Raw genomic sequence first — 19088 nt, 5'->3', positions numbered from 1 at the left:
CCCACCTACTTCCCGGCGTACTGACACGTCCGCCACGCTCCTAGTAGTTCAACAATCCACAAGGTTGTCCACAACAGGGTATAACTCTGGCGCAGCGGCGGTTCCGGCGGCCACCCCCTTGTGGACAACGCAAGAGCAGTACTAGAAATTAGTCGCCTCGACGTGCGGGCGCAAGACGGATACGGCATGCCCTCGGCGTGTCGACTGGACTACAGCTTTGTAATTTGCAAGGTTGACCTGCTTCCTCGCGCCCGGGTTTGGACTCCAGGGTGTTTGCACCGTATCGTTGGACAGTCGCCGTTTTCGGCGGCCACTTCCCCTTGCCCAGAACGGGCAACGTTCACACTTCGAGTCTGAGGGAGTAATCCCATGAGCAAGCGCACCTTCCAGCCGAGCAATCGTCGCCGCAGCCGTACCCACGGCTTCCGCGCTCGTATGCGTACCCGCGCCGGCCGCGCCATCCTGAGCGCACGTCGTCGCAAGGGTCGCGTCGAGCTGTCCGCCTGAGTCCACCGCCGTCGTGCTGCCTGGGCCGCGCCGACTCAAGAAGTCGGACGACTTTGGCAACGCTGTGCGGCGTGGCTCGCGAGCAGCCACGCCGACCGTAGTGGTGCACATGGTGCGGCGCACCCTCCAGGATCCACCCGTGGAGTCACGGGTGGGTTTTGTTGTGTCCAAGAAGGTCGGCAACGCCGTGACCCGCAACCGGGTCAAGCGACGGCTGCGTCACCTCGCCGTCGACCTCCACGGACCCGCCGGGTGTGACGTCGTCGTGCGGGCCCTGCCGGGCGCCTCCGAGCACCCCGAGCGGCTCGCCGACGACCTCGCCTCCGCCTGGCACCGCGCCGGACGCAAGGCAGACGCATGCTGAAGTACCCGCTGATGTGGTTCGTCCGGGGATGGCGACGGTTCATCTCCCCCGTGTACGGCGACGTCTGCAAGTTCCACCCGACGTGCTCGGCCTATGGCCTGCGCGCCCTCGAGGTCCACGGCGCCCTGAAGGGATCCGCGATGACCGTGGCGAGGTTGCTGCGCTGCCATCCCTGGTCCAAGGGCGGCGTCGACTATGTGCCCGGGACGCCCGAAGCGGTGGACTGGGCCCGACAAGTTTCTGAAGAATCCCGCGGCGCCGAGCCGCGGACCAACATTGAGGTGGCCTAAGTGCTCGAGCTGCTGGTAACGCTGAATCTGTGGGACAGCTTCATGGGAGTGCTGTCCGCCATGATGCAGCCTCTGTACTGGGCTGTCTCCGGACTGATCGTCTTCTTCCACTGGCTGTTCACTCCCCTGCTGGGAGCCGACTCCGGCTGGAACTGGGTGCTGTCGATCGTGATGCTGACCGTCACGATCCGCACTCTGCTGATCCCGCTGTTCGTGAAGCAGATCAACTCGGCGCGCAGCATGCAGCTGCTGCAGCCTCAGCTGGCTGAGCTGCAGAAGAAGCACGGCCACGACCGCGAACGTCTCGGCCAGGAGTCGATGAAGCTCTACCAGGAGGAGGGCGTCAACCCGATGGCCTCCTGCCTGCCGCTGCTGCTGCAGATGCCCATCTTCCTGGCGCTCTTCCGCGTGCTGCAGGGCGTGGCTTCCGGTCCCGTGCGCGGGTACTGGTTCAAGGAGAACCCGCACCTCGTCGAGTCGCTGCAGAACGCGGACTTCCTCGGCGCCAAGCTCGCGGGCCATGTGCTGCCGCTGACCCCGTTCGGTGCGACGCAGGTCGTCGGCATCATCCTCGTGGTCCTCATGGTTGCCGTGTTCGTCGTCACGCAGCTGCAGATGACGCGCAAGAACATGCCGCCGGAGTCGCAGGTCGGCCAGGCCGCCCAGATGCAGAAGATGATGCTGTACATGTTCCCGTTCGTGTACGCCGTCTCCGCGGTCGTCGTGCCGATCGGTGTGCTCGTGTACTGGCTCGCGTCGAACACGTGGACCATGGGCCAGCAGGCCATCCTGATTCGCAACAACCCGGCGCCCAACACCCCGGCCTACATCGACTGGGAAGAGCGCATGATCGCCAAGGGACGCGACCCGCAGGCCATCATCGAGGCGCGCGCCGAGAAGCGCCGCAAGAACAAGAAGTCCGGCGGGATCATGGCCTCGGCCATGGGTGCGCAGAACGGCTCCGGCGACGGTGAGAAGACGCAGGTCGTGCGTCAGCAGGTCACCCGTCAGACCGTCCGCACCGATGACGACGGCAAGCGTGTCGTCACCCGCCAGCAGCCGCGTCAGCAGAGCCGCGCGACGCGCAAGAAGAAGTAGGCCACAGATCCGCCCGCACGGGCAGAGAAGGACAGGTACATGTCGAACACCGAGACCGAGGCCCAGCTGATGGCCGAGGGCGACCTCGTCGCCGACTACCTCGAGGAGCTGCTGGACATCGCAGACCTCGACGGCGACATCGAGAACTCCGTCCAGGACGGTCGCGCCCACGTGGCGATCGACACGGAGTCGGAGCTGCTCGTCGGCAAGGATGGCGAGGTTCTCGACGCCCTCCAGGAGCTCTCCCGCCTGGTGGTGATGACGGAGACGGGCCATCGCTCGCGCCTCATGCTTGATGTCGCTGGCTTCCGCCAGCGCCGTCGGGCCGAACTCACGGCGCTGGCCAAGGATGCGATCGCCGAGGTCAAGGAGACGGGCGAGCCCGTGGCCATGGCGCCGCTGAACGCCTACGAGCGCAAGATCATCCACGACGAGGTCGCCGCGGCCGGCCTGGTCAGCGAGTCCGAGGGCGAGCCCCCGCGCCGTCGCGTGGTCGTCCGGGCCAACTGACCGACGCATGTCGAGCGAGCAGGAGGCGGCGGCGGCCATCAGGGCCGCCTACCCGCAGGCCGACGAGCAGCTGACGCGCTACGCCGAGATCCTCGGCGGTCGCGGCATCGAGTGGGGCCTCATGGGCCCCCGCGAGGGCGACCGACTGTGGCAGCGCCACGTCGGGAACTCGCTCGCCGTCGCTGACCTGATCGGAACCGGTCTCGATGTCGTCGACGTCGGAAGCGGGGCCGGCCTGCCCGGGCTGCCGGTCGCCATCGCGCGGCCGGACCTGCGGGTGACGCTGCTGGAGCCGCTGCTGCGGCGGGCGAACTTCCTGTCCCTGGCCGTCGAGGAACTGGGCCTCGAGGACCGGGTCGAGGTCGTGCGCGGTCGGGCCGAGGAGTCGAAGGCGCGCTTCGACGTCGTCGTGTGCCGTGCAGTCGCTCCGCTGGACCGACTGCTCAAGTGGACCGCTCCCCTCTTCGCGCGCGGCGGCCAGCTGGTCGCACTGAAGGGCGAGACGGCCGAGGAGGAGGTCCGCGAGGCGTCGAAGCAGCTCGCGGCCAAGGGCATGAAGGCTGAGGTGCTGGAGCTTCAGGGCCTCGCTGGAGTCGAACCCACCAGGGCCATCCGCGTCCGCTGACCCACTGGTCCAGCAGACCCGCAGTCTCGCCCGGCGCGAGCTGCGGGTCTTTCGCGTCCTAGCTCATACTGAGGAGCGCGTCGACAAGGGTGATCACGGCTCCGCAGAGCGCAAGCCCCCAGGTGATCAGCGCTGCGGCCCGGACGGGCACCCTCCGCGACACGAGGTCGCCAACGGCGATCCCGGCGACGAGGAAGCACACCGAGGCAATCCACTCCCCCGGGCTGAGCACCGGCCAGGTTCCGGGGTCGACTGCCACCCGCGCCGCGACGGTGGCGGCCGAGAGGGCGATGAGGTAGGGCTGAAGGGTCGCGAGGAACGAGCGCTGCTCCCAACCGGTGAGATCGCGTGTCGCGGTCAGCGCGACGGCCCCCACCCCTGCCACGCTCGTCATCACCCCGGCGACGCCGCCCGCCCCGAGCAGCAGCCCAGGGCTGCGCCGGACGGAGCGGAGCCGCCCGACGATCGTCGAGGAGATCAGAGCCACCAGCATGATCATCGCCGCCAGCGCCTGCGCCTCGGCCTGAGGCACGGCCGTCGCGACCACGGCCCCTACGGCCACACCGATCAGGCTGGTGGGGACGAGGAACCCGAAGGTGCGCCAATCGGTGTCACGCAGCACGCGGAACAGGACGAGGAGGGCCGAGCTGGCACCGAACAGCTGCACGAGGGTGATGCCCTGAGCGGGGCCGACGGCGAGGATGACGAATGGGGCCACCACGATCGCGAAACCGATGCCCGAGGTGCGCTGGAGCACCGCGCCGGCGAAGACCGAAGCCAGGACCAGCGGCATCATGAGGCTCCCACGTCCGCGGTGGCCCCGTCGCTCACTTGACCCGGCGGATCGACGCGAAGCAGACGATCGCGACCAGTGCCGAGCCCGCCGCAGCGACGAACAGCATCTGGTAGCCGGCCGCGGTGATGACCGCGGCCGCCAGCAGCGGTCCGGCGATCTGACCGCCCGTGTTCGACAGGTTGAGGATGCCGAGGTCCTTGGCTGCGGTCTCGGGGTTCGGCAGGACGGCGATGTTGAGCGCCTGGTCGACGGCGTTGAAGGCCCCGAATCCGATGCCAGCGAACACGGCATAGAGGATGATCATCATCGGGTCTGCGGAGATGAAGGGCAGGAACACGCCGATGCCGATGAGGAGGGCGGACAGGATCACCGGCAGCTTGAGTCGACCCATCCGGTCGGCGATGGGTCCCGCGACGAAGGCCATCCCGATGCCTGCGACCATGATGATGGTGGCGGTGAGGGACAGGTAGCCTGCGGTCTGATCCTGCTCGAGCAGCATGTAGTCGGTGAGAATGAACAGCAGGTACCCCTGGACCGTGAACTTGGCCACCATCATGAAGAACTTGCCGGCGAGCGCAAGGTAGTAGTCGCGGGCGTTGCGGGTGGCGAAGACGAAGTTCTCCAGCACCATGGTCTTGTCGAACTTCTTGGCGGGCATGGGCAGGCTGGACGCCTCGCGGAACATGATCGACGCGACCGGGCCGGCGAGCACGGTGAGACCGGCCAGCACAGCGAACCCGAGCGAGGTGTTCCCGAGGAACTGGGCTCCGATCACCTGTCCGAGGCCTGTGCCGACGCCCATCCCGAGTGCGTACGCGGAGGCTGCGCTGCCGCGGTGCTGCGGGGCGATCCGATCGGCGAGCGTCGCGAGGAGCGGCGCGATGATCGAGTTGAGGAAGACCTGGTAGACGGCCCACATGAGAATGAGCTGGGTCACGGTCTGGACCTGGCCGAGGATGACGAGGCTGATCAGCGAGCCGACGGCGCCGACCCAGATCCAGGGTGTCCGGCGCCCGAAGCGGGTGCGGGAGAGGTCGGAGGAGGCGCCGATGACGATGTTGGCGAGTGTCGCCACGACCATCGAGATCGTGGAGTTGAGCGCGACGATCGCCGCCTTGTTCTCGTTGTCGATCTCGGCGATCCGTGCGGGGAGCATGACCCCGACCGCGCCAAGGTAGGCGACGATCCAGCAGAAGGCACCCATGGCGAGCCCGATGGCGACGCGCCACGGGAACTTCGGCTGTTGCTCGTTACTGGTGGTTCCGGTCCACACGGGGGAGTCTCCCACGTCGATGCTTCGTTGCATGGCTTGGTCCTTTCAGAGGGTGATGGTGGTTGACACGCTCTGGGGATCGCCCCAGTGGCGTGAGACTTCGATGCGGACGTCTCCGGACGGCAGCACGAACGCGCGTTCCGTCTGGCTCCAACGCGCCAGGGGACGAAGGGAGATCGGGATGGTCGCCCGCACCTGGCCGCCTGCGACGACGGGGACGACGGTGAACCCGACAAGCTCACGCTCCCCGGCGCGGTCGCCGTCGAGCCTGGTCGCGTAGACCTGGGCGACGACCCTGCTGTCCATCCGCCCCTCGTTCACCAGGTCGACGGTGACAGTTCCGTCAGTCCCGTCGAGGGTCACCTGCCGGGGGCCGGTGATCCCATGCCGGGCGTAGGAGAGCCCGAATCCGAGGGGATAGGCGGCCTCGCTGCCGCGGGCGGCGATGAGGCGTTGGCCGTACCACCTGTCGTACTCGATGCTGGTGGCGTCGACGCGGAAATCGGGGAGGTCGTCTGGGTCGGCGACCATGGCGAAGGGCAGGCGGCCGCTGAAGTCGACGTCGCCCTTGAGCAGGTCAGCGAGGGCATGGCCTCCCTCCATGCCGGCGTACCACATGAGCACGATGCCGGCCGGCCCGTCGTCCCAGGGGCGGGTGAGCACCGCGCCCGCGGACTGCAGGACGACGACCGTGCGCGCGTTCACGGCGGTGAGGGCATGGATGAGGGCTTCGTCGTGCGGGAGAAGACGCAGGTCGGTGCGGTCGCCCCCGGCCTCCGGCTTCCCCTTGGCCGCCTCAAGGCGTGCAAACATCGACTCCACCACCGTGTGGTCCTCGTCGCTGCGGGGCTGGGGATAGAGGGCCATCAGGTCGTCGCGGGCGTACACGCGACCGTTGACCCACTCGCCCTCCTCCTGGGCCGTGTAGCCGACGACGACGATGACGACGTCCGCCGCTGCGGCGACCTTCGCGGCCTCCTCTAGATCTGCGCCGTCATGGTGCACGACCGTTGTCCGGTGGAAACCCGCCCGGATGCCGGCGAGGGCCGTGACGGTCTCCGGCGGGGTGACATTGGAGGAGCCCTTGTCGCCCAGGTTGACGGCGTTGGCCAGTTGGCCGATGACCGCGATGGTGCGCGACTCGGCGTCGGCGATGGGCAGGATCGGGCCGTCGGGGCCGTCGTTCTTCAGAAGGACCATGGACCGCTGGGCCGCGCGACGGGCGAGGTTCCGATGTTCCGTTCCCGCGATGAGGTCGGAGGTCGGCTCTGCCTGATCACGGAAGGCGTAGTGACGCAGCTGCGCGCAGAGGATGCGCGCCGCGGAGGCGTGGACCCGCTCCCAGGAGACCCGTCCCGCCGCGATCTCAGCCGGAAGCCGCTCTGCGCGGAGCTGAGCGAACGGAGCCTCCAGGTCGAGGCCCGCCTCGAGGGACGCTGACGCATCGCGGATGGCCCAGATGAAGTCGCTGAGCACGAAACCGTCGAAGCCCCACGTCTGACGCAGCACCTCGTCGAGCAGCTGGCGGCTCTCGCTCGCCCAGCTTCCGTTGACCGAGTTGTAGGCGCACATGACCGACTCGGCACCCTCGGAGATCGCGCGCTCGAAGTGCGGGAGGAAGTCCTCGTGCATCGCCTCGTCGCTGCACGTGACGTCCACGTCGAAGCGGGCGTTCTCCATGGAGTTGAGGGCGAAGTGCTTGACGCAGGCCATGGCGTTGGGGCGGACACCGCGCACCAGCGCGGCTCCCAGCTCGCCGAGGATCAACGGCTGGTCGGAGTAGGTCTCCTGCGCCCGGCCCCAGGCCGGATGGCGCGGAAGATTGATGCAGACCCCGCCGAACAGGTTGCCGCCGCTGGCGCGGACCTCCCGTCCGATCGCGGCACCGATCTGCTCCTCAAGGTCGCGGTCCCAGCTGGCGCCGCGGGCCATCGCGACGGGGAAGGCCGTTGCGTTGCCGACGACGACGCCGCGCGGCCCGTCGATGAAGCTGATGCCTGGAATGCCGAGCCGGGGCAGGGAGCCCATGACGAAGGGGACATAGCTGTAGCCGTGCTCCATGATGCGGCCACGGCCGGGCCAGAACTCGACGTCGCCATGGAGGATCGAAAGTTGCTCGTCGGCGGACATCTCGCCCAGGAGCAGTTCCGCAGCGTCCTCGGCGCTTTGTCCCGCGCGGACTGACACAACCAGCTCGTCGAACATCGAGACCTGTAACGCAGTGTCGGGGGCGACCTGGACTCGGGTCATTGGCACTCCTCAGTGAGTTACTTAACACTTAACAGGTATTAAGTTAGCAGTACGGTAACCCGGCATGGCCCCCGGGGTCAAGAGGAATCCCGTTCGGGCGGTACGGTGGCTGCGGACCCTCGGGCCGTGGCGCCCTTGACCCGAAAGGAGGCTGAGCTTGGCAGGCAACGGTGTTGCGCGCCGTACCCGGCTGTCTGGGGCTGAGCGGCGAATGCAGATCATCGAAACGGCTGGCGAACTCATCTCGTTCAGCGGCTACTGGGCTGTGTCCCTGAACGACATCGGCGTTCGATGTGGGGTGACCAACGCTGCCGTCCTGCACCACTTCGGGTCGAAGGAGAAGCTGCTCATGGCGGTGCTCGCACACCGCGACGAGGTCGATCGCGTTGCCCTGGCGACCGGGCTGGGCGTCGATCGAGCAGACCTCTATGCCGTGCTCCCCACCATCGACCTGGCGGTGATCTGTTCCGCCATGGTCCGTCGTAACGCCCAGCAGCCTGAGATCGTGCGTCTCTACGCCCTACTGAGCGCTGAGTCACTCGACCCCCATCATCCGGCGCACGAGTACTACCAGAAACGCGAGGCCACGGCGATCTCCACCTTCGCCTCTGCCAAGGCTCCTGGGGGCAACTCCCCCGAGCTCGCCCGGCTGGTGCTGGCGGCGATGGACGGTGTGCAGTTGCGCTGGCTTCGCAATCTCGATTCGATCGATCTCGTTGCCGACTGGGAGCTTGCCTCGCGCAGGATTCTCTCGGGTTCCTGAGGTGGGTCCGGTTCTCGCATGCCGTGTCCGTGCTTCTCCGCGGCGGCGATCTTCCCACAGTCGTGATTCCGTACGCCTTCGTCGCGGCTCACCTCGCCCCGAACTGTGAGGGGTCCGCGTCCGGCGTCGGGCCTGTCCTGTGTTGCGGGTACGTGCTACCTCGCCTTCCCGCTCTCGCGCTGGATCCGAAGGTTCTCCCTCGACGAGCCGGACGCACCACCATAGGATCAGGTCCGCGCCAACCGACCTGGGGCCTTCGGCACACCGAGGCACGGAGGGAGCGTTTCACGTGGAACCCTGGTGTAGTTAATAAAACGAGAAAACAATATATCGATAAACGGGTGAATATACTCTTCGCGGTCGGGAGTGGCCCGGTTCACAGGAGACCGGCCGAGTGGGGGTTGTGTGCTGCGCAGGCGGTCTGCTGCTTCGCACTCAGCCTCGGAGTCGGGTTCACCGCTCTTCCGCTCTACCGCTCGCCTGACTTGCACTCATCTGTGGTCGGCGGACCGTTGGAGAGTTGGTTCATCTCGGTCAGGGAATGGGCGCTTGAGGAGGACGGACTTGTTTGACTCCCCGGTACATGGCCGTCGGCTGTCAGGGGGACGACACGTGGAACGCGGGGAGATCCCGGCGCTGCGAGCGTGAACGCGGATGCAGACTGGCGCGTCAATGGACTTGACCCTCATCTTCCCGGGCATGCATGCGCTGGCCTTGCGGCTCGGATCGAGTACTCGTCTGCGGGATCACCCGAGTGGTGGGGGGCCGGGGCTCGATCTGATCCAGGAGGATCTCGTGCAACGGGGGTCATGGCCGTCCAGGAGCAGCCGGGTCGCCTTCCGTTTCACGTGAAACGGCATACTCGGTCGGCGGGCTACGAAGGGTCGTTCACCGGGCAAGGGGCAGGCTCTCCGTTCGTCACTGAGAGTGGCAAGCTCGTCCTGGCACCTCACGCGCCCAGGGCTCCGGGGCACACCAAGGTCGGGACTGGGCCTGCCGACGCGAGGTGAAACCGGTGAGGTGCGCTACGGATCCGATCTGGCCGGCACGCGGTTGGTGAGAGTTGTACCGACGCATGTTCGAGAGGGTCCCCGGACAGAGGGTTGATCCTTCAGGCGCGACGGACCTGGAAACTGAGGAGGGAATCGTCGACGCCGGGATGTGGCGGCAGAGTCCCTCCTCACGTCAGCACAGCAGCGTGGCGAGCACGCGCAGTGGTTGAACGAACGAACGAGAGCGCCCGGCTTGAGGCTCTGGCTCGTCGCCAGCGGCCGGACCGCTGCGCGACGGCGCACCGGTTTCGGCTGCCCGGAGGGTGTTGGGTAGGGTTTGTGTCGTATCGGTGAGGAGTCAATGGATGCCCCTGTTCTTCCGCAAGCGCAAGCCTGCTGATGTTGATGAGCCCTGGAAGGATCACGCGAGCGTTTCACGTGAAACGGGCGCCCAGCCGCGACGCGCGGCAGCCCTGGGCAATGCCGACGTCGACGACGAGTACGGCGAGGAGATCGCGCCCACCGAGGCGACTCGCCCCGAGTACCCACGACCGACGAGTCCGCGGGTCTTCGTCGTGGCGAACCAGAAGGGCGGAGTCGGGAAGACGACGACAACGGTCAACATCGCGACGGCTCTCGCGCTCGGCGGCCTGAACGTCCTCGTCGTGGACAACGACCCGCAGGGGAATGCCTCCACGGCACTCGGGGTCGAACATCCTCCCGGTACGAAGGGAACCTACGAGGTGCTGATGGACCAGGTGGGCATCATCGAGCACGCTCAGCCGTCGCCGCATTCGCCGAATCTCCACGTGCTGCCCGCCTCGATCGATCTGTCCGCGGCCGAACTCGAGCTCGTCAACGAGCGTGGCCGCGAACACCGGATGCGCGACGCGATCGCGACCTACATCGAAGAATCCGGCGTTGACTACGTGTTCTTCGACTGCCCACCGTCGTTGGGCCTCCTCACACTGAACGCGCTCGTCGCGTCGACGGAGATCCTGGTTCCCATTCAGACCGAGTACTACGCACTCGAGGGCGTGTCCCAGCTCATGCGAACGATCAACCGGGTGAAGGGCAACCTGAACGACAACCTGGTGCTGTCGACCATCCTGCTCACCATGGTCGACAGCCGCACCAACCTGTCGCGTGAGGTCAGCGAGGAGGTGCGCAAGCACTTCCCCCTGCAGACCCTCGACGCGGAGATTCCTCGATCGGTGAAGGTTGCCGAGGCCCCGAGCTTCGGGCTGCCGGTCATCACCCACCAACCCAAGAGCCCCGGTGCCGTCGCCTACTTCGAGGCGGCCCGCGAAGTCGCGATGCGCGCGAAAACGGAGGACTGAGATGGCAGCAAAGCAGAGCGGACTTGGGCGCGGCCTGGGCGATCTCTTCGCCCGCACCGACGACGACCAGACGGCCCCCCTCGAGGACGGCTCGACGTTCGAGGAACTCGACGTCTCGAAGATCGTCCCCAACCCGCAGCAGCCGCGGAAGGTGTTCGACGAGGACGACCTGGACGAACTGTCAGCGTCGATCAAGGAGTTCGGGGTCCTGCAGCCCATCGTCGTCAGACGAGCTGGCAAGGGCACGTACGAGCTCATCATGGGTGAGCGTCGACTCAGGGCGTCGAAGCTGGCTGGCGCTGCGACCATCCCGGCGATCATCCGGGGCACGGACGACACAGCCCTCTTGCGCGATGCCCTCCTTGAGAACCTGCACCGGGCCAACCTCAACGCCATCGAGGAGGCCCAGGCCTACAGCCAGCTGCTGGACGACTTCGCCTGCACGAAGGAGGATCTCGCGCAGCGGATCCATCGCTCCAGACCGCAGATTTCGAACACCCTCAGGCTCCTGAACCTGCCGCACACGGTGCAGAACAAGGTCGCGGCGGGCGTCCTCTCCGCCGGCCACGCCAGGGCTCTACTCGGCCTGGATGACGCCGATGCGCAGGAGCGGCTGGCAGCCCGCATCGTGGCGGAGGGGCTCTCAGTGCGGTCCACCGAGGAGATCGTCGCGCTCACCCGGATCCCGGGCGGCACCACCGCTCGCACTTCGACCCCGCGCGGCCCGCGACTCCCGTCCGAGCAGGAACAGTCGATCTCGTCCCGCCTCAGTGACCAGTTCGATACCCGCGTGAAGGTCGCCATCGGACGCAACAAGGGCAAGATCACTATCGAGTTCGCCAGTGGGGAGGACCTCGATCGCATCATGGCCATCTTTGACGGTAAAACGATCTGAAGCTACATCGATAAACCTCTAAACTGCTATATCGACAAATCTCTACGACTGGAGACCAGTATGAACGAGTCGGCCACCGCACCAGCGGACCTCGTCGACAAGGAGGACATCGCGGCAGTGCGTTCCGCGCTCGTGCGCTACCGCATCATGGCCTACGTGGTGGGCGTGCTGCTCGTCGTCCTCATGCTCGTGGGCCTCCCGCTGAAGTACATCTGGGGGGATGGCCGTGTGGTGACGTGGACGGGTGTCCCGCACGGCTGGCTCTACATGGTGCTGCTGATCACGGCCTATGACCTCGGGCGCAGGGTGAAGTGGTCTCTGAAGTGGTTCGTGATGATCATGCTTGCGGGCACGGTGCCGTTCCTGTCCTTCGTGGCTGAGCACTTCGCGACGAAGAACGTCCGGGCGACGCTCGCGGCTTCCGAGGCCGCCTGACGATTCTTTGGTCGGCCGGTTCCCTGAGCACTTCGACAAGCTCAGCACAGGCCCTGTCGAAGGGCCCCGTAGCGTGGGCCGGTTCCCTGAGCACTTCGACAAGCTCAGCACAGGCCCTGTCGAAGGGCCCCGAAGCGCAGCGAGGGGTGGTCCAGAGTGTCTCGGGGGAGTCCCTTCGCTTCGCTCAGGGCACCTCGACAGGCTCGGCGATCCGGGGCAGGGCCCCTCGACGGGCTCGGCGATCCGGGGCAGGGCCCCTCGACAGGCTCGGCGATCCGGGGCAGGGCATCTCGACAGGCTCGGCGACCAGGGGCAGACACCTCAACAGGCTCGGCTACCTGATGGGTTGGCTGGGGTGGGCCGGTTCCCTGAGCTTGTCGAAGGCCATCGAGACGCCCGGCTGCCTCCGGACCACCATGGCACTTTCGTGCCACCGGGCATCGGCCTGCCATTGACGGGCCCAGCGGACCGGTGTTGTATGGCGAATATGCTCCTCACAAGTCGACCAATGCACATACGTCTGGTTGCTGTCATCGCTCTCAGTCTCGCGATCCTGGCACAACCAGTGCCTTCAGGCGCACGCTCAGAATGGTGTAACGGTTACTACTTCGAAAACTTGCCCGTGCGGCTGACCGTCTACTCTTGCGGAGCGATCGGCAAGAACTCGTCCTTCGTGTCTGGGTATACCACCATGGGCTACTCGGCGGCAGTGGGACAATACGCATACCGTACGAAGGCCGAGCTCGTTGACAAGAAGGGCCGTGCGGTCGCAGGAGAGGCATTCGGGCAGGCTGAAATCGGAGCCGTCGATGGCGTCTTCAAGGCGCGCTGTTCCAACATCTCCGGGAAGAACAACACCCTGCAATGCGGCTACATCTGATCATCGGACTCGCCACACTGCTGGGGCTCACAGGGTGCTGGCCGACAACTACCCCGAGTTCGCCACCCCCGGCCGTGTCCACCAGCAGCCAGGCAAGCCCCGCGACTTACTCCGAGCCGCAGGCACGCTTCTCAAGCGTTACCGGCCAGGTCAAATTCGCATCTGAACAGCTCTTCGACATGTTTCAGCGCCATCTCGGCCACGGGTTCAAGGCAATCTACCTCGGTGAGCATTCGGGGGCTCGCATGTATCTCGGTACCGGCAGTGACTGGGCCTGCGCGGGCTTTTCGACTTCGACGCATTCCTCTGTTGGCTGTAATCGCATTCTGAGTGCGGGCGACACGCGCATCATGTCCAGCACAACGTTCCCAGGGATGCAGGTGATGACCATCATCGGCGTTCCCGACGGATTCACGACAGCGACTATGGAGGCCGCGACTTGCAGCGTCCATCGGAATGCCGTCGTCATCCTTGGAGGAGACGTGGAGAACGCACGCATCGAGCTGTCCGGGGGACCGTCACCCACCGTGCGATGGGAGGATGGGGTGACCCACGGGGGCGCTACCTGTTTTCCCGCGAGCACTCGCTAGAGAATCTCCTTTTGAGTGTCCACAGAAGCTAGGAAAGCGGCTCTTGACAATCGAGGGTGTGGTGGTGGTGTGAACACTCGACGTGCGCACGCTACCTTCGCGTGCCCTGACGTCGACCCTCTGCCGGCCATGGGCATGCTCGATCACGCCGCAGGCGGCGCAGTGTGGCACGGCAGCACGATGTAGGATCGCGCATCGTCGATGCTTGGCGGCGGCGCAGGTCACAACAGTGTGCTCAAGGCTCGGGGACCCGCCGTGGTCCGGTCAGGTGTTGGTCATCACGGGGTTGTCGACTTGGGCCGGTGGGGCGTCCTCGTCGTCCTTGACCCCACGGGCCGCGTAGACCCCGAACGCGATCGCTCCAGCGGCGAACACCCACCACTGGAGCGCGTAGCCGCGATGTGTCGCGGATCCCTCGGCCTCGGGGAGGGTCAGCGAGGCGGCGCCGAGTCCCTGGGCTGCGGAGTCGGCCTCGGAGAGCGTCACGTAGCCACCCAGCAAGGGGGTCGGCCACTCCTGCGCCAAGGCCTGAATGCGGACTGTCGCCATGTCGGCACCAGCGGAAGCCCGGTCGTCGGACGTCTTGTCGGAGGCCAGGAAGATGCCCTCGATCGACTGCTCGCCTTCCGGCGCCGCCGCCACGACGCCGCCCGCGTCGACCGATCCTCGGACGACGGCGACGTAGCGGCCGTCGGTCAACTGGACGGGAGTCACGACGCGAAGGGTGTCGGTCGTCCCGACCAGCACCTCGTCCTCCGGCAGGTAGACGCCCGTCAAGGTGACGGGCTTGCCGTAGATGTCGCTCATGGTCCCGTCGTCGGAGACCTGATCCTCGAGGACGACGGGGGCCTCCGCGGCACGCTCGGCCGAGACATCGCGGGTCGACTCCTCGTAGGAGTGCATCTGCCAGAGGCCGAGGATGACCATCACCGCGGCCACGACCGCGCTGGCAAGCATGATGAGGACGCGCCGGAGACGCGGGGTCATCCGCGACCCTCTGCCCGGGCGGTCGCCCGGTCGACCAGCTGGGCATACACGTGTCCCACGTCGGTGCCGTCGGCTTCCATCGCCAGCGGCGCGAGCGACGTCTCCGTCATGCCCGGTGCGACGTTGCCCTCCAGGAAGTAGGGGCGAGATTCGACGACCATCACATCAATGCGGGAGATGTCGCGTAGGCCGAGGGCCCGGTGCGCGGCGACTGCCAGATCGCCGGCGGCCGTGAGCACGTCGTCGTCAAGCTCGGCGGGGGTCACGAAGCGCGTGGCGCCGGCGGTGTAGCGCGACTCGTAGTCGTAGACCCCGGACTCGGGTCGGATCTCGACCGGGGGCAGCGCGCGGGGCCCGTCGCCAAGGTCCAGGACGGTGACGGCGACCTCGGTGCCGGTGAGGAACTGCTCGATGACGGCGACGGGGCCGTACGCGTAGGCCGCGACGAGGGCGCTGGCCAGCTGGCCGGGCTCCTCGACCTTCGTCACGCCGAGAGCCGACCCGCTGCGCGAGGGCTTGACGATGAGGGGGTAGCCGAGCTGTTCCCCGATGCCGTCCATCAGTGCCGGGGCGCCGAGTTCACGGAAGATGTCATGCGGGAGAGCGATCTGGAGGGGCGCGTCGATGCCGGCGGAACGCACGATCGACGTCGCGATGGACTTGTCGAACGTCAGGCGCGACGACGCCCCGTTCGGCCCTACGAAGGGGACCTTCAGCACCCCGAGGACCTCGCGCAGCGCGCCGTCCTCGCCCAGTCCGCCGTGCAGCATGGGGACGACCACGGGGTCGTCGGTGCGGTGGAGCAGAGGGACGAGGTCCGCGTTGACGTCGGCCTCGATCACCTGGCGTCCGGCCTCGCGCAGCGCCTTGGCGACCCTGCGCCCCGATCGGAGCGACACGTCGCGTTCATGGCTCAGCCCCCCGGCGATGACGATGATGGTCATGATGCCTCCTTGTCAGGTGAGGTTAGCGCTAGGGCCGGGGGCAGGCCGCGAGAGGGTGGGCGAATGCGACACCCCGAAGGTGTTCATGACCTCGAGCTCGCGCCGCACGACGTCGGCGAAGCGTCGCACCCCGGTCTTGATGCGGTCGGGGGGCGGGAAGCAGAAGGAGAGTCGGGCGTTGCGCGCGCCCTGGCCGTCGGCGTAGAAGGCCGGGCCGGGGACGTAGGCCACCCTCGCATCCACGCCGCGCGGGAGCATCGCCTGGGTGTCGAGGCCCTCCGGCAGCGTCACCCACACGAAGAAGCCGCCGGCCGGCCGGGTCCAGGTTGTTCCCTCGGGCATCTCCTCGGCGAGCGCGAGCAGCATGGCGTCGCGGCGGGCGCGGTACATGTCCTTGAAGATGTCGATCTGGCCTCGCCAGTCGTTGTTGGTCAGGTAGTCCGCGATGGCGTACTGGCTGAACACCGGCGGGCACAGCGTCGCCGACTCCTGCGCCAGCACGAGCTTCTCGCGCACCGCGTGGGGGGCGAGCACCCACCCGACGCGGAATCCGGGGGCGAACGTCTTGGAGAAGGAACCGAGGTAGATGACGTTGTCGTCGGCAGAACGCATGGCCGGGATGGGGTCGGCGTCCAGGGACAGCAGCCCGTACGGGTTGTCCTCGACGACGAGAACGCCCTCGCTCTCGCAGACGCTGATCACGTCGAGGCGACGCTCCCACGGCTGCGTGACGCCGGAAGGGTTGTTGTAGTTGGGGATCGTGTAGAGGAACTTGATCCGCTTGCCCTGCGCGCGCAGGCGCTCGATGGTCTCACGCAGCGCCGTCGGGCTGATGCCGCTCTCGTCGGTGGGGACGTGCACCACCTCGCACTGGTAGCTCAGGAACGTCCCGAGGGCGCCGACGTACGACGGCGACTCGGCCAGCACGACGTCTCCCGGGTCGCAGAAGATGCGCGTGACGAGGTCGAGGCCCTGCTGTGAGCCAGCCGTGATGGTGATGTCGTCGGGGTGGGCGGTGATGCCCTCAAGCGCCATCACGTCGACGATCTGCTCGCGCAGCACCCCCTCGCCCTGGCCGGATCCGTACTGCATCACCTTGGTGCCGTTGGTCTCGATCATCGCGGCGAGCGAGTCGGCGATGTGGTGGAGGGGGAGGTCCTTGATGTTGGGCATGCCGCCGGCCAGGGACACGATCTCCGGGCGGTTTGCGACGCTGAACAGAGCTCGGACTGCGGAGACCCGCATGCCCTCGGTGCGCTGTGAATAGCTGTCGACGAACCGGTCAAGCCGGGTGTCGTGGCGGTGTTGGTCGGTCACTGTCCTGGAGCCTCTGTGGGATGAAGGCGCCGCGGGCGCGGCGTCCTTCCGGCCAGATTAGTCGCCCGGACGCCTCCTCGGGAGGCCCTCTCGCAGGCGCCTGGCCCGGCGGTGCACCGTCGGGAAGGAGTCAGGAGGTGAGCGCGTCGTCGAATGCGGCGACGAGATCCTCTGCGCTCTGGTCCGTCTCGGTGGTGGGGAGCACCAGGAGGCCCGTCGAGTCCTGCACGATGCCGCACGCCTCCAGGCCCGTGTCCGCGGACGTCCCGCAGTAGATTCCGTCGCTGACCAGGACCTGACCGCTGGTGTCGTTCATGGTGACCCCCGCATCCTCGAGGAACTGCGTGATGGTCCGCTCGGGGAAGGTCACGAGTACCACGACGCGGGCGGTGCCGTCGGAGTAATCGGCGCGGACGATCTGTTGGTTCTCAGGGGCCGGGCCCTGGCTCTCGGTCACGTCGCCGCGTACGAGATCGCCGACCTGGACCGGCAGCTCCAGCGGATAGGCGGGGGTCGGTGAGGCGGAGGGCGACGGCGTCGCGGGCATGAACCCCCCGCCCAGCGCGACGCCGATCAGCACGGCTGCGATGACCATGGCCGCGAGCAGCGCCAATCCCCCGAACTTCACGACGGAGGGGAGCGGCGGACGGGCCGGCTCCTCGCGGGAGACGGCCGTCCACTGTCGATCCGGCTGCTCGTCCGGGTCTGGCGTGGACTCAGTGGTCATCAGATGAGCTCGTTGATGGCCTTCTTGAGCGCGTTCTTCGTCTTGCCGCCGGAGAGGGCCTTGGTGACGCGACCCCCCTGGAAGAACTGCAGCGTCGGGAGGGAGAGGATGCCCTGCTCAGCGGCGAGGTTGGGGTTGGTGTTGGTGTCGACCTTGACGAACTTCACGTCGCTGAACTCGCCGGCGAGCTCGTCGATGATCGGGGCCATCTGCTTACACGGCGAGCACCAGTCGGCCCAGTAGTCGACGACCACGAGCCCGTCGGCCATCAGCACCTCGTCGACGAAGGTCTTCTCGGTCACGTCAACAACAGCCACGTTCAAACTCCTTTGGGGTGGGCCCGCCCCGTCGGGGCAGCGGCTCACGATTCTACGCCCTCAGCTCCGGGCCCCTCTCGCAGACGCCAACGATATGCACCGACGCCAACGATATTCGCGTGAATATCGTTGGCGTCGATGAACTTCGTTGGCGCCTGGGAAATACCGTTGGCGTCCGTGGGTGGGGCCGGGTCGGGAGGGCGGTGTCAGTCCTCGAGGGACTGCAGGAAGCGCTCCGCGTCGAGGGCGGCGGCGCAGCCGGAGCCGGCCGCGGTGATCGCCTGGCGGTAGGTGTGGTCGACGAGGTCGCCGCACGCGAAGACGCCGCGCAGGTTGGTGGCCTGCGAGCGGCCGTCGACGACGACGTAGCCCTCGGCGTCGAGGTCGACCTGGCCCTTGACCAGCTCCGAGCGGGGGTCGTGGCCGATCGCGATGAACAGGCCGTTGACCTCGAGGTCGCGCAGCTCGCCGGTCACCGTGTCCTCCAGCGTCACGGACTGCACGGAGTTCTCGCCGTTGATGGTCCGGATGGCGGAGTTCCAGGCGAAGTCGATCTTCGGGTCGCGATGGGCGCGGTCGATCATGATCTTCGAGGCGCGCAGCTCGTCGCGTCGGTGGATCACGACGACGCTGGAGCCGAAGCGGCTGAGGAAGGTCGCCTCCTCCATCGCGGAGTCGCCGCCGCCGACGACGGCGATGGGCTTGTCACGGAAGAACGCGCCGTCGCAGGTGGCGCACCAGGACACGCCCCGGCCGGACAGTCGGTCCTCGTCGGGCAGGCCGAGGCGGCGGTAGCCGGAACCCATGGCCAGGATGACCGACTTGGCCCGGTACTCGACGTCCTCGGAGTCCTTGACGATCTTGACGTCGCCGGTCAGCTGGACCTCGGTGACGTCGTCCGTGATGAGCGTGGCGCCGAAGCGCTCGGCCTGCTTGCGGAGGTTCGCCATCAGGTCCGGGCCGTCGATGGCCTCCGGGAACCCGGGGAAGTTCTCGACCTCGGTGGTGTTCATCAGCGCGCCGCCGGACTCGAAGGCACCCTCGAAGACCAGCGGCTTCAGGTTCGCGCGGGCGGCGTAGATCGCGGCGGTGTATCCGGCGGGGCCGGATCCGATGATGATGACGTCGTGGATCTCCGACATGTGGCTCCTAGCGTTCAAGACAGGCAGCCCAAGTCTAGTGCGGGCC

20 protein-coding genes are annotated in these 19088 nt (G+C 67.0%); 11 read left to right on the top strand and 9 right to left on the bottom strand.

Translation table 11 applies throughout. From position 1 onward, the window contains the following. Nucleotides 1-369 precede the first annotated feature (369 nt). From rpmH to rsmG, 6 genes are read left to right on the top strand one after another with little or no spacing between them, the layout of a single operon-like run. Nucleotides 370-507, top strand: coding sequence for a 50S ribosomal protein L34 (rpmH, locus tag KDB89_RS14525; RefSeq protein WP_212323775.1), 138 nt, complete (start codon nucleotides 370-372; stop codon nucleotides 505-507). Nucleotides 508-520: 13 nt separating this feature from the next. Then, the gene (gene rnpA / locus KDB89_RS14520) at nucleotides 521-871 is read left to right on the top strand and encodes a ribonuclease P protein component (protein ID WP_219082239.1); all 351 of its coding nucleotides are present in this window, start codon (nucleotides 521-523) and stop codon (nucleotides 869-871) included. Then, complete coding sequence (gene yidD / locus KDB89_RS14515; RefSeq protein ID WP_219082237.1) at nucleotides 865-1161, top strand: membrane protein insertion efficiency factor YidD; 297 nt, start codon at nucleotides 865-867, stop codon at nucleotides 1159-1161. Before rnpA ends, yidD begins: the two co-directional genes overlap by 7 nt. After that, on the top strand, nucleotides 1162-2259 hold the full coding sequence (yidC, locus tag KDB89_RS14510; protein WP_439654860.1) for a membrane protein insertase YidC: 1098 nt from the start codon (nucleotides 1162-1164) through the stop codon (nucleotides 2257-2259). A 39-nt stretch (nucleotides 2260-2298) separates the two neighbouring features. Further along, on the top strand, nucleotides 2299-2769 hold the full coding sequence (locus KDB89_RS14505) for a Jag family protein (RefSeq protein ID WP_219082235.1): 471 nt from the start codon (nucleotides 2299-2301) through the stop codon (nucleotides 2767-2769). A gap of 7 nt (nucleotides 2770-2776) precedes the next feature. Further along, nucleotides 2777-3394: a 16S rRNA (guanine(527)-N(7))-methyltransferase RsmG gene (rsmG, locus tag KDB89_RS14500; RefSeq protein WP_219082233.1), complete on the top strand. Its 618-nt coding sequence runs from the start codon at nucleotides 2777-2779 to the stop codon at nucleotides 3392-3394. A 58-nt stretch (nucleotides 3395-3452) separates the two neighbouring features. Here the strand turns inward: rsmG and KDB89_RS14495 are convergent, their stop codons facing one another. The 3 genes from KDB89_RS14495 to KDB89_RS14485 are packed head-to-tail and all read right to left on the bottom strand — an operon-like array spanning nucleotide 3453 to nucleotide 7713. Then, on the bottom strand, nucleotides 3453-4187 hold the full coding sequence (locus tag KDB89_RS14495) for a TSUP family transporter (protein WP_219082231.1): 735 nt from the start codon (nucleotides 4185-4187) through the stop codon (nucleotides 3453-3455). Between the two features lie 34 nt (nucleotides 4188-4221). Then, nucleotides 4222-5496 (bottom strand): MFS transporter, encoded by a 1275-nt coding sequence (locus tag KDB89_RS14490; RefSeq protein ID WP_219082229.1) that lies wholly within the window; start codon nucleotides 5494-5496, stop codon nucleotides 4222-4224. Nucleotides 5497-5508: 12 nt separating this feature from the next. Further along, nucleotides 5509-7713, bottom strand: coding sequence for a beta-glucosidase family protein (locus KDB89_RS14485; protein ID WP_219082227.1), 2205 nt, complete (start codon nucleotides 7711-7713; stop codon nucleotides 5509-5511). A gap of 211 nt (nucleotides 7714-7924) precedes the next feature. On the opposite strand from KDB89_RS14485, the gene KDB89_RS14480 reads away from it, so the two are divergent. The 5 genes from KDB89_RS14480 (at nucleotide 7925) to KDB89_RS14460 (ending at nucleotide 13018) form a co-directional block, all read left to right on the top strand. Next, nucleotides 7925-8476 (top strand): TetR/AcrR family transcriptional regulator, encoded by a 552-nt coding sequence (locus tag KDB89_RS14480; RefSeq protein ID WP_219082225.1) that lies wholly within the window; start codon nucleotides 7925-7927, stop codon nucleotides 8474-8476. Between the two features lie 1357 nt (nucleotides 8477-9833). Next, nucleotides 9834-10808, top strand: coding sequence for a ParA family protein (locus tag KDB89_RS14475; RefSeq protein ID WP_219082223.1), 975 nt, complete (start codon nucleotides 9834-9836; stop codon nucleotides 10806-10808). Nucleotide 10809: 1 nt separating this feature from the next. Further along, a complete protein-coding gene (locus KDB89_RS14470) occupies nucleotides 10810-11703 on the top strand; it encodes a ParB/RepB/Spo0J family partition protein (RefSeq protein WP_219082221.1) in 894 nt (297 codons plus the stop codon). Between the two features lie 60 nt (nucleotides 11704-11763). Continuing rightward, nucleotides 11764-12138, top strand: coding sequence for a DUF3817 domain-containing protein (locus tag KDB89_RS14465; protein WP_219082219.1), 375 nt, complete (start codon nucleotides 11764-11766; stop codon nucleotides 12136-12138). A gap of 622 nt (nucleotides 12139-12760) precedes the next feature. Continuing rightward, a complete protein-coding gene (locus KDB89_RS14460; RefSeq protein ID WP_219082217.1) occupies nucleotides 12761-13018 on the top strand; it encodes a hypothetical protein in 258 nt (85 codons plus the stop codon). Nucleotides 13019-13872: 854 nt separating this feature from the next. On the opposite strand, the gene KDB89_RS14455 is transcribed toward KDB89_RS14460, so the two are convergent. The 6 genes from KDB89_RS14455 to trxB form a co-directional block, all read right to left on the bottom strand. Then, nucleotides 13873-14595, bottom strand: a complete 723-nt coding sequence (locus KDB89_RS14455) for an SURF1 family protein (protein WP_219082216.1) — start codon at nucleotides 14593-14595, stop codon at nucleotides 13873-13875. Further along, on the bottom strand, nucleotides 14592-15539 hold the full coding sequence (locus tag KDB89_RS14450) for a D-alanine--D-alanine ligase family protein (protein ID WP_219082214.1): 948 nt from the start codon (nucleotides 15537-15539) through the stop codon (nucleotides 14592-14594). Before KDB89_RS14450 ends, KDB89_RS14455 begins: the two co-directional genes overlap by 4 nt. 12 nt (nucleotides 15540-15551) lie before the next feature. Beyond that, the gene (locus KDB89_RS14445) at nucleotides 15552-16856 is read right to left on the bottom strand and encodes an aminotransferase-like domain-containing protein (RefSeq protein ID WP_219082212.1); all 1305 of its coding nucleotides are present in this window, start codon (nucleotides 16854-16856) and stop codon (nucleotides 15552-15554) included. Nucleotides 16857-16986: 130 nt separating this feature from the next. Next, a complete protein-coding gene (locus KDB89_RS14440; RefSeq protein ID WP_219082210.1) occupies nucleotides 16987-17583 on the bottom strand; it encodes a hypothetical protein in 597 nt (198 codons plus the stop codon). Further along, nucleotides 17583-17900: a thioredoxin gene (gene trxA / locus KDB89_RS14435; RefSeq protein ID WP_439654859.1), complete on the bottom strand. Its 318-nt coding sequence runs from the start codon at nucleotides 17898-17900 to the stop codon at nucleotides 17583-17585. Before trxA ends, KDB89_RS14440 begins: the two co-directional genes overlap by 1 nt. 206 nt (nucleotides 17901-18106) lie before the next feature. Next, entirely contained in the window at nucleotides 18107-19042 is a 936-nt protein-coding gene (gene trxB, locus KDB89_RS14430) for a thioredoxin-disulfide reductase (protein ID WP_219082206.1), read from the bottom strand. Between the last annotated feature and the right edge of the window lie 46 nt (nucleotides 19043-19088).

The sequence above is a fragment of the Tessaracoccus palaemonis genome (genome assembly GCF_019316905.1).
In the GTDB taxonomy this organism is placed as follows: domain Bacteria; phylum Actinomycetota; class Actinomycetes; order Propionibacteriales; family Propionibacteriaceae; genus Arachnia; species Arachnia palaemonis.
The sequence above is the reverse complement of the archived record's forward strand: the minus strand, read 5'-3'. Positions and strand labels throughout refer to the sequence as shown.

Excerpts from the sequence above, each read along its gene's own strand:
- rpmH (WP_212323775.1), top strand. The coding sequence starts at position 370 with ATGAGCAAGCGCACCTTCCAGCCGAGCAATCGTCGCCGCAGCCGTACC.
- yidD (WP_219082237.1), top strand. The coding sequence starts at position 865 with ATGCTGAAGTACCCGCTGATGTGGTTCGTCCGGGGATGGCGACGGTTC.
- KDB89_RS14505 (WP_219082235.1), top strand. The coding sequence starts at position 2,299 with ATGTCGAACACCGAGACCGAGGCCCAGCTGATGGCCGAGGGCGACCTC.
- rsmG (WP_219082233.1), top strand. The coding sequence starts at position 2,777 with ATGTCGAGCGAGCAGGAGGCGGCGGCGGCCATCAGGGCCGCCTACCCG.
- KDB89_RS14495 (WP_219082231.1), bottom strand. The coding sequence starts at position 4,187 with ATGCCGCTGGTCCTGGCTTCGGTCTTCGCCGGCGCGGTGCTCCAGCGC.
- KDB89_RS14490 (WP_219082229.1), bottom strand. The coding sequence starts at position 5,496 with ATGCAACGAAGCATCGACGTGGGAGACTCCCCCGTGTGGACCGGAACC.
- KDB89_RS14485 (WP_219082227.1), bottom strand. The coding sequence starts at position 7,713 with ATGACCCGAGTCCAGGTCGCCCCCGACACTGCGTTACAGGTCTCGATG.
- KDB89_RS14480 (WP_219082225.1), top strand. The coding sequence starts at position 7,925 with ATGCAGATCATCGAAACGGCTGGCGAACTCATCTCGTTCAGCGGCTAC.
- KDB89_RS14475 (WP_219082223.1), top strand. The coding sequence starts at position 9,834 with ATGCCCCTGTTCTTCCGCAAGCGCAAGCCTGCTGATGTTGATGAGCCC.
- KDB89_RS14470 (WP_219082221.1), top strand. The coding sequence starts at position 10,810 with ATGGCAGCAAAGCAGAGCGGACTTGGGCGCGGCCTGGGCGATCTCTTC.
- KDB89_RS14465 (WP_219082219.1), top strand. The coding sequence starts at position 11,764 with ATGAACGAGTCGGCCACCGCACCAGCGGACCTCGTCGACAAGGAGGAC.
- KDB89_RS14455 (WP_219082216.1), bottom strand. The coding sequence starts at position 14,595 with ATGACCCCGCGTCTCCGGCGCGTCCTCATCATGCTTGCCAGCGCGGTC.
- KDB89_RS14450 (WP_219082214.1), bottom strand. The coding sequence starts at position 15,539 with ATGACCATCATCGTCATCGCCGGGGGGCTGAGCCATGAACGCGACGTG.
- KDB89_RS14440 (WP_219082210.1), bottom strand. The coding sequence starts at position 17,583 with ATGACCACTGAGTCCACGCCAGACCCGGACGAGCAGCCGGATCGACAG.
- trxB (WP_219082206.1), bottom strand. The coding sequence starts at position 19,042 with ATGTCGGAGATCCACGACGTCATCATCATCGGATCCGGCCCCGCCGGA.